Here is an 11,937-nt window from a genome sequence, read left to right on the forward strand (position 1 = left end):
TCGAAAACTGATGTCCATCTAGCACGCGGGCGCTTCGTGCACGCCGCTCAAAATTCCAGCGGCGCGTTGTCCACGACCTCCTTCATCACGAAGAAGGTGCGGGTCTGGCGCACGCCAGGCAGCGCGATCAGCTGCTCGCCGTGGATGCGGTTGAAATCCTCCATGTCGCCGACGCGGATCTTCAGGAAATAGTCGAAGTCGCCCGCGACCAGGTGGCAGTCGAGCACGAATTTCAGCCTGGCGATCGCCTGCTCGAAGGTGGCGAAGCTCTCCGGCGTGGAGCGGTCGAGCACGACCCCGACCATCACCAGCGTGCCCTTGGCCACCTTCTTGGGGGCGATCATGGCGCGGACGGCCGCGATGAACCCGTCTTCGAACAGGCGCTGGGTCCGGCGGTGGCAGGTAGCGGGGCTGATCGCGACGGTGTCGGCCAGCTCGGCATTGCTGAGCCGGCCATTATTCTGAAGCAATCTCAATATCTTAAGATCAATACGGTCGAGCCGGGCGGACATGAAAGAAGCTTCCATTACTTGGCGATCTTCTGGAAGAATTATCGTCGTCTGACGTCAGAAGTGTAGTTCGTGACGCAATATCGGCGCAACATTCGAGAGCACATTTCGTTTGAGCGATGCTAGGCAGCTGCCGCCATCAACGCCAATCGGGATGATCCATGAAGCTCGACAAATTTCCGCGCTACAAGCTGACCTTCGGCCCGACGCCCATCGAGAAGCTGGAACGGCTGTCCAAGCATCTCGGCGGCAATGTCGAGATCTATGCCAAGCGCGAGGATTGCAATTCCGGCCTCGCCTATGGCGGCAACAAGCTGCGCAAGCTGGAATACATCATCCCCGATGCGATCGCCTCCAACGCCGACACCCTGGTCTCGATCGGCGGCGTGCAGTCCAACCACACCCGCATGATCGCCGCGGTCGCGGCCAAGATCGGCATGAAGTGCCGCCTGGTGCAGGAAGCCTGGGTGCCGCACGAGGACGCCGTCTATGACCGCGTCGGCAACATCATGCTGTCGCGCATCATGGGCGCCGACGTGCGCCTGGTCGACGACGGCTTCGACATCGGCATCCGCAGGAGCTGGGAGCAGGCGATCGAGGACGTGAAGGCCGCGGGCGGCAAGCCTTACGCCATTCCCGCGGGCGCTTCCGTGCACAAATATGGCGGGCTCGGCTATGTCGGCTTCGCCGAGGAAGTGCGCAAGCAGGAAGCCGAGCTCGGCTTCAAGTTCGACTATATCATCGTCTGCACGGTGACCGGCTCGACCCATGCCGGCATGCTGGTCGGCTTCGCCGCCGACGGCCGCGCCCGCAAGGTGATCGGGATCGACGCGTCCTTTACGCCTGCGCAGACCAAGACGCAGGTGCTCGAGATCGCGCAGAACACCGCTGAGCTCGTCGAGCTCGGCAAGGAGCTCGTCACTGATGACGTCGTGCTGATCGAAGACTACGCCTATCCGGCCTATGGCGTGCCCTCGGAAGAGACCAAGGAAGCGATCCGCCTCACCGCGCGGCTCGAAGGCATGATCACCGATCCCGTCTACGAGGGCAAGTCGATGCAGGGCCTGATCGACCTGGCGAAGAAGGGCTATTTCGAGAAGGGCGCCAAGATCCTCTACGCCCATCTCGGCGGCGCCCCCGCGCTGAACGGCTACGCGTACGCGTTCAGAAATGGGTGAGTCATAAGAGAGGCGAGACGAATCTCGCCTCCCTTCGCAGCCCGGATGGAGCGAAGCGTAATCCGGGATTCCCACCATACAGAGTGACTGTCCCGGATTGCGCTTCGCGCCATCCGGGCTACAGCGGCCGCGCTCGTGGCTACCGCGTCTTCACGATCTGCAGCAGCTCGTCACCGTAATGCTCGAGCTTCTTGTCGCCGATGCCGGGGATATTGCGGAGCTCGTCGAGTGTCGTCGGCCAGGCCCGGACGATGCCGTCGATGGTGGCATCGTGCAGCACCACATAGGCCGGCACGCCGCGCTCGCGCGCGACCTCCGAACGCCACGAGCGCAGCCGCGCGCGCAGCTCGGGATCGACATCGCCTTCCGCGGCGTCGGCGGCGGGCGCAAGGTCGCCGCGGCGGGATTTGCCGCGGCTCGCGCGAATGCGCGTGCCGGGCGCCTCCTCGCGCAGCCACACTTCGGTCTCGCCGCGCAGCACGCCGCGGGCGGTCTCGGTCAGCTTGAGCGCCCCGAACGCTTCGCTGTCGCTTCGCAAGTGGCCCATCGCCACCAATTGGCGCAGCACGGTGCGCCACTGCTTTTCGTTGAGCTCGCGCCCGATGCCGAACACCGACAATTTATCGTGGCCGAACTGCGTCACCTTCTCGGTCAGGCGCCCCACCAGCACGTCGATCAGGTGCATCGCGCCAAAACGCTGGCCGGTGCGGTAGACGCAGGACAGCAGCTTCTGCGCCAGCACCTTGCCGTCGCGCATCTTGGGCGGCGTCAGGCAATTGTCGCAATTGCCGCAGTTCTCGCCCATCGCGATCTCGCCGAAATAGGCGAGCAGCCGCCGGCGCCGGCAGTGCGGCGTTTCGGCCAGGCCGACCAGCGCATCGAGCTTGCCGATTGAGACCCGCTTGAATTCGTCGGAGGCGCTGGACTCGTCGATCATGCGGCGCTGCTGCACGATGTCCGAGAGTCCATAGGCCATCCAGGCGGCCGACGGCTTGCCGTCGCGGCCGGCGCGGCCCGTCTCCTGATAGTAGGCCTCGATGCTCTTGGGCAGGTCGAGATGGGCGACGAAGCGCACGTCGGGCTTGTCGATGCCCATGCCGAAGGCGACGGTCGCAACGATGACGATGCCGTCCTCGTTGAGAAAACGGTCCTGGTTGCGCGAGCGCACGCTGCCATCGAGCCCGGCATGGTAGGGCAGCGCCGCGATGCCGGCGTCCTGAAGCGCGGCGGCGACCTCCTCGACGCGGTTGCGCGACAGGCAATAGACCACGCCGGCATCGCCCGCATGCCGCTCCCGGATGAACTCCTTCAGCTGCGACACCGCGTTGCGCTTGTCGACGATCTCGTAGCGGATGTTGGGCCGGTCGAAGCTCGAGACGAATTGCGGCGCATCCGCGAGCTGAAGCCGCGCGATGATCTCCTTACGCGTCAGCTCGTCGGCGGTCGCGGTCAGCGCGATGCGCGGCACGTCGGGAAAGCGCTCGGCGATGATGGAGAGGCCGACATATTCGGGGCGGAAGTCATGGCCCCATTGCGAGACGCAATGCGCCTCGTCGATCGCGAACAGCGCCACCTTCGTTTGCGCCAGCAGCGACAGGCAGCGCGGCGTGACCAGGCGTTCCGGCGCGACATAGAGCAGATCCAGATCGCCCGCGAGCAGGCGGCGCTCGATATCGGAGGCTTCCTGCGGCGTCAGCGACGAGTTCAGCGCGGCAGCGTTGACGCCGGCCTCGATCAGCCCGGCGACCTGATCGCGCATCAACGCGATCAGCGGCGAGACCACGATGCCGCATCCTTCGCGCAGCAGCGAGGGAAGTTGATAGCACAGCGACTTGCCGCCGCCGGTCGGCATCAGCACCAGGCAATTGCCGCCTTGCGTGACATGCCGGACGATCTCGCCTTGCGCACCGCGAAAACCCGGCAGGCCGAACACCGAATGCAGCACCGACAGCGCGTCGCGGCCGTTGGCCGGCGCAGGCAGCGGGACGGTGGAGGGAACGGACATGAGGGAGCTGGAACCTGGACCGTGAGATTGTCACAAGGCCAGTCGCATGACGGCGGGGGGCGTGGCAAGTCCATCTTCTCCCTCTCCCCACCCGCGGACGGGGGAAGCGCATATGGCATTTCGCGACTCGAGGGCACGCCTCGTCCTTCGAGACGACCGCTTTCAGCGGTCTCCTCAGGATGAGGCTGAGCAGCATCGGTGCTCGTTGAAGATGACAGCCGCGCACTCGATCCTCATCCGGAGGGCCCGCCACGGCGTCTCGAAGGATGGCCACAGGGGAAATCGATCCGATGTGCAATCACCCTGACGCGAGCGAGGAGAGATGAAGAGCTACGTCCCGATTCGCCGCAACGCCTCTGCGACCGTCACGATCGGCATGTTGCGCCTTCCGGCGGCCTCCAGCGCGTGACGCATCAGGTCCGGCGTGCAGCCATAGGGGCTCGGCGCGCTCGCAACGTCGTGACCATAGAAGATCAGCCATCCGCCGCTCGCGACCGCTTCGTCGAAATAGCGATCGATGCCTGCCCGATCTGTCTCGCAATCGACCAAAGGCGAGGCGCGCAGGAATTGCAGGTCGATGACGCCGCTGTTGACGCCGGGAAGGATGCCACGGGCCGAACGGAAGGCCTTGGCGAGCTGCGGCTTGCGCCAGACCGAGGCAAGCCCATAGGGATAGGCGAAGTTCTCCAGCCTGATCGAGGAATCGATCGCGCGAAAATACGCGCGGTTCCGCTCGATCTCGCGCGCCATGGCGGCCTCGTCGAGATCGGCCGAGCTCTTGTGCGAGAAGGTATGGCAGGCAATCTCGTGACCGGCGCGATGAAGCCGGACGATCGCGTCGTCCGACAAGCCATGCCAATGGTCCGACGGCTGACCGATCAGGCTGCCGGCGAGATAAAACGTGCCCCGCCCGCCGTGCTTCTCGAGGAGCGCGGCGCCCTCGCCTGCGGCGCTGTCGGGCGCATCGTCGAAGGTGAAGCTCACGATCGGCGTATGGGACGCAGGCAGCCGGTGCGGCGCGGCACGGAAATGCCGGGCCAGCCGATTGCTCACGCGTCCCTGAAGTGCCGACCACACGACTGCGTTTCCCGTGATGTGTTTATTTCCGCACTGAAACATTCGCGCGCCGGCCGAGGCAAGCCTAACGCTCGGGTAATCCTAACGCGGACCCAATATTCATTGGCTAGCCCGCGGGGACCGGCCCACCGGCTTCCACGCTGAGATACCGCAACCAATTGCGGAAAAGCACTGCCGCCGCGCTGCCGGCACCGATATCAGCGCGCAAATTCAGCCCTGGCAGCTCGTTGGTGAGCGCCGGATGGCGCTGGTGCGCTGCTTTCTTCTGGAAGCGGACGAGTTTCTCCTCCGTCGCTGCGTCAAAATAGCTCACGGGCAGCCGCGGATAAGTCTCGCGCTCCCGCGCCAGATAGCGGCCGATGTCGCGCAGATATTCGCGCTGGAGCGACAGCGCGTCGTATTCCGGATGGCCCTGGAAGAACACGAAGCGGCTGGCATATTGGCGAACAAAAACGTCGACGCCGGCCTGAGCCGAGCGTGTCAGCACCTGATAGCCGGACTGCACCAGGTCGCTCTCCACGATCTCGTTCAGCCGCGAATGCGAAACCTTCAGCGGCGCCGGCGCGGTGCGCGTCAACGGATCGCGCCTCACCAATTCGCAATCGAAGATGCCGTGGCATTTGGCCGGCAGCGGCCGCCGCGCGATGCCGTCCAGGTGCAGCACCGCCGCGTGCGCGGCAAGGCACGACCAGATCGTCGAGCGCGTGTTGGCCTTGGCCCAGTCGATCAGCTCGGTGAGGTCGCGCCAGTACGGCTCCTGGTCGAGCTCGGCCGCGACGGGCTCCGCGCCGGTCACGATCAAGCCGTCGAATTTCTGGCGCTTGAGGTCCGAGAGGTCGGAATACTCGCTCTCGACGTGCCACCTCGCTTCCGGCGAACGCTTCACGCTGGGAAGCGAGAAGCAGTGGAAGCGGATGCGGTGCGGGCCGGCGGCGGCCTGCAGCAGCTTCATGAACTGCCGCTCGGTCGCCTTCAGCGCCGGATCCGGCATGTTGTTGACGAGCCCGATGGTGAGCTCGGCGCCGTTATCTCGCGCGAGATCGCACTCGGTCGGCACCAATGCCGGACCCGAGATGACTTGATCCCTGTCGATCAGGATCGTCATGGGCGCGGCCGCCTACTCCGCGGCCTCGAGGCGTGCCGACCGGCAGGCCTTGTCCAGCGCCTGGTCGATGTCCTCGATGATGTCCGAGACGTGCTCGATGCCGATCGAGAGCCGGATGGTCTCCGGCAGCACGCCGGCAAGGCGCTGCTGCTCCGCCGACATCTGGCGGTGCGTGGTCGAGGCCGGATGGCAGGCCAGCGACTTGGCATCGCCGATATTGACGAGGCGCGTGATCAGCTTCAGCGCATCGTAGAAGGTCTTGCCGGCCTCCATGCCGCCCTTGATGCCGAAGGTGAACAGCGAGGAGGCGTTGCCGTCGAGATATTTCTGCACCAGCGGATAATAGGGGCTGTCGGGAAAGCCGCTGTAGTTGACCCAGGCGACGCGCGAATCCTTGCGGAGGAATTCGGCGACCTTGCGGGCGTTCTCGACATGGCGCTCCATGCGCAGCGCCACGGTCTCGATGCCCTGAAGCAGCAGGAAGGCGTTGAACGGCGACAGCACCGAGCCCATGGTGCGCTGATAGACGCTGCGCGCCCGCTCGATGTAAGCGGTGCGGCCGAAACGCTCGGCATAGATCAGGCCGTGATAGGAGGCATCGGGCTTGTTGTAGGCCGGGAAACGTTCGGCATACTTGGCCCAGGGGAAGTTGCCGGAATCGACGATGGCGCCGCCGAGCGTGGTGCCGTGACCGCCCAGGAACTTGGTCAGCGAGTGCACGGCAATGTCGGCGCCGTAGTCGAACGGCTTGAGCAGGATCGGCGTTGCGACGGTGTTGTCGACGATCAGCGGCACGCCATGCGCATGCGCGACCTTGGCCAGCGCCTCGATGTCGCAGACGTTGCCGGCGGGATTGCCGATGGTCTCGGCGAACACCGCACGGGTGTTCTCGTCGATCAGCTTCTCGATCGCCTCCGGCTTGTCGCTCTCGGCGAAGCGGCCGGTGATGCCCTGCCTCGGCAGAATGTGCGAGAGCAGCGTATGCGTCGTGCCGTAAAGCTGCGGCACGGAAACGATGTTGCCGCCGTGATCGGCGACGTTGACGAAGGCGAAATGCAGCGCCGCCTGGCCGGTTGCGACCGCGAGCGCGCCGACGCCGCCTTCGAGCTGGGCGATGCGCTTCTCCAGCACCGCGCTGGTCGGATTGGCGATGCGGCTGTAGCGAAAGCCCTCGGTCTCGAGATTAAAGAGGGCGGCGCCGTGATCGGCGCTGTCGAAGGCATAGGCCGCGGTCTGGTAGATCGGCACGGCGACCGCATGCGTGGTCGCTTCGGGCTCGTAACCGGCGTGAATAGCGATCGTCTCGTTGCGCATCGTGCCACCTCCGCGTGGGGCGGGCCGCACTTATTGGCCTAGAATGAGGCATGTGCGTTGTCCGCCGCTCCTCTGTTAGAGGCGGGTGGTAAAGCGGGCAATAATTCGCATAGAGATCGAGGAAGTAACCCTAATGCTTGTTGGCGAGTTGGCTGGAATTCGGGTTAAAGCGGATTAACGAAATGGCGAGCCTGCTTCAGCACTCGCCATGCCATTCCTACGCGGGGAGAGCGGATCGCCGCCCAACCCCCTTTCGCCGATCGTGCGGGGCACCTTGCCGCTACGCCATCCGCTCCCACAAGCGATGAGCAAGCACGCCGGCGCGCTTCTCGATCGCGGCCGCGGCATCGAGCGCAAGATCCTCGCGATAGCGACCGGCAATGAGCTGCACGCCGATCGGCTTGCCGTCGTGGAGGGCCACCGGCACCACGGCGCCGGGCAGGCCCAGCACGTTGATCGCGGAGATGAAGCGGATCTCGCCCCAGAAGATCTCGCGCACGCGCTCGGCGCTGACGGTGTCCTCGCGCGGGCCCGGCGTCGGCTTCACCGTGGTCGGCGCCAGCACGACCGGATAGTCCTCGAAGAACAATTGCCAGGCGCGGATGTGGCCGTTGCGCGCGGCGGTCGCCTGCATCCAGCCCTTGAGATCGAGCACATTGGCCTTGGCTTTCATGCCGCCCCAGGCCTTGTGAAAGTCCTCCGAGGTCACCTTCAGCATGCCGGCTTCCTGCATCACCACGGTCTCGTTGGTGATGATGTCGCACCAGGTCTGCCAGACGCCGTCGATGTCGGGCACCTCGACCTCGCTGACGCGATAGCCGGAACGCTCGAGATGGTCCGCGGCCTGGCGCAGCGCCGCCGCGACGGACGGATCGACGTCCATGTCTCCCGGTATCTTGGCCAGCGCGACCTTGATCGGCCCCTTCGGCTTGGGTCCGATCAGCGGCGCCGGCACCCACCAGGGATCGCGCGGATCGCGCTGGCTCATCGCCTCCAGCGCGAGACGGACGTCGGCGACATGGCGGGCGAGCGGCCCCTGCGCCGACATCAGATGCGCCAGCATCGGCCGCTCGGCCGTGGCGCTTGCGTTGAACGCGGGGATGCGCCCCTGCGTCGGCTTGATGGTGGCAACGCCGTTGCAATGCGCAGGCCAGCGCAGAGAGCCGCCGATGTCGTTGCCATGGGCGATGGTGCCGATGCCGGCGGCGACCGCCGAACCCGCGCCGCCCGACGAGCCGCCGCAGGTGATGTCGGGATCCCAGGGATTGAGCGTCAGCCCGTGCAAGGGATTGTCGGTGAAGCCGCGAAAGGAGAATTCCGGCGTGTTGGTGAGCCCGATGACGATCGCGCCCGCCTTCTTCAGGTTGCGGACCACGGGCGCATCCGACGGCGCGATCAGGCCCTTGTTGGCGGGCACGCCGTTGAAGTTCGGCCGTCCCTCGTAATCGACGTTTTCCTTGATCGTGATGGGCACCCCGTGCAGCAGGCCGAGCGCAGCACCCTTGGCGCGCTGCTTGTCAGCGGCATGCGCAGCCTTCAGCGCCTCCTCCGAGAGATCGACGACGACGGCATTCAGCTTCGGATTGACCGCGCGCATCCGTTCGAGATGTGCCTCGACGGACTCGACCGCGGAGATCGCGCCGGAGCGGATTGCAGCGGCAGTCGCCACCGCCGACCATTGCCAGATCGGCCCAGACGGGCGCCGCGGCCTGGCCGATTTGCCGGCGGCGGCCTTTCCGGCCGGCTTCGCGGCACGTCCCTTGCGGGCCGCGGTCTTCGTCGCGGCTTGCGCCTTCTTCCCTGCAGTCTTGCTCCTGGTCGCCGTCTTCTTCGCCACGCCATATCTCCCAAAAATTGCGCGGCGGAGGTTAGGGACGGCTCCGATCCCTGTACAGGTGCGATTCTGCATCGCTCACCTCGGGATCAACATCGACATGGAATGCGGCTGGCTCGCGCTCGTGCTGCAAGCCGGACGGGACTGGCAAGAGGACGTGGTGGCGTATAGCCGATGGCGGAGAGAGTGACCGCCTCCGCCTAACCCGTTAGGGCCCGGAGAGGCTCAGCAGTAACGTTAAAACCTAGCATTTTTCGGCCGTTTGGCCTTCTATATTTACCGGCAAGCACCACTGTGGATCGGTAAAAACCGGCCTCCAAGCCGGGGGTCAAGACGGGGGTCTGAGTTGGCGTTGAGCGTTAGGCGTGTTGAAAATCTTAAAAAACCGGGACGATACGGAGACGGTCAGGGTTTGTACCTTCAGATCACCACCGCCGGCTCGAAATCATGGCTCTTTCGCTACGAGCGGGACGGCCGGGAGCGTTCGTTGGGCTTGGGCCCCTCTCACACTGTAGGTCTTCACGCCGCCCGCGAGCGAGCGCGGAAAGCTCGCCAACAGCTTCTCGACGGAATAGACCCGCTCGAAAACCGCCGAGCCGAACGCCTGAAGAGAGCGTTGGAATCGAGCAAGGCCGTGACCTTCGAGGCAGCTACCTTAGCCTATTTTGACGCCCACCAAGCGAAATGGAAGAACTCAAAACACCGAGCGCAGTTTCTCTCGACTATGCGGGAATACGCATTTCCAAGGTTGGGCAAGCTCAGGGTCGCTGACGTCGATCTCGGCGCGGTCCTCGGAGTTCTAGAGCCGATTTGGCCGACGAAGACTGAGACGGCCAGCCGTGTGCGCGGCCGAATTGAGGCCGTTCTCGATTGGGCGACCGTTCGCAAGCTTCGGACAGGCGACAATCCAGCGCGCTGGAAAGGCCATCTTCAGCATGTGCTACCGGCCCGGGCCCGGCTGGCCAAGCCGATCCACCACGCTGCTCTCCCATATGCGGAGCTTCCAGAGTTCATGGGTGCACTGCGAAAGCGCGATGGCATAGCTGCCCGCGCTCTCGAAGTTCACCATCTTGACGGCCGCTCGGACGGGCGAGGTGATCGGCGCTCGGTGGGACGAGGTCGATTTCATAGCCAAGTCGTGGATCGTACCCTCGTCTAGGATGAAGGCCGGGCGGGAGCACCGTGTGCCGCTTAGCACTCCAGCGATCGAGATACTGCAGTCACTTCCAAAGGAAGAGGGAAATCCGTACGTATTCATTGGTCCGAGAGCCGGCGGTATAAGCAATATGGCGATGGCTACCGTCCTGCGGCGAATGGATCGTTCGGACATCACCGTTCATGGCTTTCGAAGCACGTTCAGAGATTGGGCTGCAGAGAGCACCGCCTTTCCCAATCACGTGGTGGAAATGGCGCTGGCGCACACCGTCGGCAACAAGGTGGAAGCCGCGTATCGACGTGGCGACCTCTTCGAAAAGCGTCGTAAACTGCTAAACCAATGGAGCCAATATTGCTCAAGATTGTCGGCCGGAGAAAACGGAAGCGTTCATCCAATCAGATCGATTGGCTAAGCCTACTGAAGTTACAGATTGTGTAATTGACCTATGATCTTCTCCGCGACCGAGAAGGCTCGAGTTCGAACCGAGCACGACAATCGTTAGGCAGGCGCTCCAAACCTAGTGTCTCGCGTAGTTTTGGAAGAAACTGCCGGGGTTTCGTTCTAAGGCGACGCTGTATTGCACGAATTGCTGCAGGACGATTCGTTTTGAGAGGCGAATATTTCTCAATTTCCTCCTCAATGCAGCGCAACTCGAAACCCGCGAAGACTCGCCGTATATCGTTGTCCTCGCGACACAGATGTTTTTTTCGCGACACTCCAGACGCAGCACACCGAATCGCTCGGTGATATGGTGACTCCGATCGCCCCGGTGGCCTGCCTGGGCCGCGCTTCTTTAATTCGGCTGAACGGAAGCTGTCGATCTTCAACACGCGTGCACTCTCCGGCAAACAGATCCTCTATCTGCGATACTAGGGCCTGACGCAAGCGACGTCGAGAATAATTGAATGCACATTTGGTACAAAATATTCCGAGCCATATTTTGTACCTTTCTTGCTGAGCTTTTCACAGTCTCATTAGCAACCGGTGAAAGCCGGCAAGCCGCCGGTAAGCCTTTTAGGGAGCCGGTCAATGAGACAAGCCCGGAACATTATTCGCCTCCATAGCCTTCCAGAGCTGACGGGACTTAAACGCACTCGCATTCAAGAACTCATTGCGAGCGGAGAATTTCCAAAGCCATTCGCGCTAACCGATGGTGGGCGCGCGAAAGGCATTTTCGAAGACGACCTCATCGAGTGGCAAAGGCGGAGGAGTTCGGAATCTAAAACCGTCACGCGGGAGCGCGTGCGATGAGATGGACCGATCCCGCGTTGCCTTGCGTCGACACGCTTGTCGTCTTTATCGAAGAGCTCGAGGGTCCTGGGGCGTATTGGCGCGTCAAGTTTAACAGGAAAATCATCGTTCCGCGCAGCGCGCTGCCGACATTGGCCGCGTCCCGAAAGCTACACGACATGGGCTACCCGGACGACTTCTATTTGGTCTCAGTTCGTCCTGGTGACCCATTTGCAGACGGTCAGGGCACATTAGGCGTCCTGAGACGATTGAAACCGCAACAGGACACCGGCGCTGGCCCAAGACTCGGCATGCTTGAGCCATGGCCATCGCCTGCCGTCGTCAAACGCTTGCTGGAATATGAACTCCGGAACGGCATCCCGCACGATGTGTCAGATCACCCGCTTCGACCGTTTTTGAACTTTTCGGAGCTCGGCTCAACACGACAGCCAAAGAAACCTCAGGTTCGCTCACGGGAGTGCTTGCGATGAGGTCGCGAGCAGCTCACGTACTGAAGCCGACCCGTAAT

10 protein-coding genes are annotated in these 11,937 nt (G+C 63.4%); 4 read left to right on the forward strand and 6 right to left on the reverse strand.

Going from position 1 to position 11,937, the window contains the following annotated elements; translation table 11 throughout:
- Window positions 1-47: 47 nt before the first annotated feature.
- Window positions 48-512: an Lrp/AsnC family transcriptional regulator gene (locus ACETMP_RS20950; protein WP_028139074.1), complete on the reverse strand. Its 465-nt coding sequence runs from the start codon at window positions 510-512 to the stop codon at window positions 48-50.
- Between the two features lie 158 nt (window positions 513-670).
- Between ACETMP_RS20950 and ACETMP_RS20955 the strand changes: the two genes are divergently transcribed.
- Window positions 671-1,687: a 1-aminocyclopropane-1-carboxylate deaminase gene (locus ACETMP_RS20955; RefSeq protein WP_375157669.1), complete on the forward strand. Its 1,017-nt coding sequence runs from the start codon at window positions 671-673 to the stop codon at window positions 1,685-1,687.
- Window positions 1,688-1,826: 139 nt separating this feature from the next.
- Here ACETMP_RS20955 and recQ read toward each other — a convergent pair whose 3' ends face one another.
- The 5 genes from recQ to ACETMP_RS20980 all read right to left on the reverse strand — a co-directional run bounded on the left by recQ (window position 1,827) and on the right by ACETMP_RS20980 (window position 9,025).
- Window positions 1,827-3,692, reverse strand: a complete 1,866-nt coding sequence (gene recQ / locus ACETMP_RS20960; protein ID WP_375157670.1) for a DNA helicase RecQ — start codon at window positions 3,690-3,692, stop codon at window positions 1,827-1,829.
- Between the two features lie 330 nt (window positions 3,693-4,022).
- Window positions 4,023-4,769 (reverse strand): polysaccharide deacetylase family protein, encoded by a 747-nt coding sequence (locus ACETMP_RS20965; protein WP_375157671.1) that lies wholly within the window; start codon window positions 4,767-4,769, stop codon window positions 4,023-4,025.
- Window positions 4,770-4,875: 106 nt separating this feature from the next.
- Window positions 4,876-5,874 carry a homoserine O-succinyltransferase gene (locus ACETMP_RS20970; protein ID WP_375157672.1) on the reverse strand — a complete coding sequence of 333 codons (999 nt, stop codon included), beginning with the start codon at window positions 5,872-5,874 and terminating at the stop codon, window positions 4,876-4,878.
- 12 nt (window positions 5,875-5,886) lie between these two features.
- Complete coding sequence (locus ACETMP_RS20975) at window positions 5,887-7,188, reverse strand: O-acetylhomoserine aminocarboxypropyltransferase/cysteine synthase family protein (RefSeq protein WP_375157673.1); 1,302 nt, start codon at window positions 7,186-7,188, stop codon at window positions 5,887-5,889.
- A 280-nt stretch (window positions 7,189-7,468) separates the two neighbouring features.
- Window positions 7,469-9,025 (reverse strand): amidase family protein, encoded by a 1,557-nt coding sequence (locus tag ACETMP_RS20980; RefSeq protein WP_375157674.1) that lies wholly within the window; start codon window positions 9,023-9,025, stop codon window positions 7,469-7,471.
- Between the two features lie 409 nt (window positions 9,026-9,434).
- Between ACETMP_RS20980 and ACETMP_RS20985 the strand changes: the two genes are divergently transcribed.
- From ACETMP_RS20985 to ACETMP_RS20995, 3 genes are all read left to right on the forward strand, one after another.
- The gene (locus ACETMP_RS20985; RefSeq protein WP_375157675.1) at window positions 9,435-10,181 is read left to right on the forward strand and encodes a tyrosine-type recombinase/integrase; all 747 of its coding nucleotides are present in this window, start codon (window positions 9,435-9,437) and stop codon (window positions 10,179-10,181) included.
- Complete coding sequence (locus ACETMP_RS20990) at window positions 10,117-10,590, forward strand: tyrosine-type recombinase/integrase (protein WP_375157676.1); 474 nt, start codon at window positions 10,117-10,119, stop codon at window positions 10,588-10,590. Before ACETMP_RS20985 ends, ACETMP_RS20990 begins: the two co-directional genes overlap by 65 nt.
- Before the next feature lie 617 nt (window positions 10,591-11,207).
- Entirely contained in the window at window positions 11,208-11,429 is a 222-nt protein-coding gene (locus ACETMP_RS20995; RefSeq protein ID WP_375157677.1) for a helix-turn-helix transcriptional regulator, read from the forward strand.
- Window positions 11,430-11,937 lie beyond the last annotated feature (508 nt).

The sequence above is a fragment of the Bradyrhizobium dasycarpum genome (assembly GCF_042019905.1).
GTDB classification, from domain to species: domain Bacteria; phylum Pseudomonadota; class Alphaproteobacteria; order Rhizobiales; family Xanthobacteraceae; genus Bradyrhizobium; species Bradyrhizobium japonicum_B.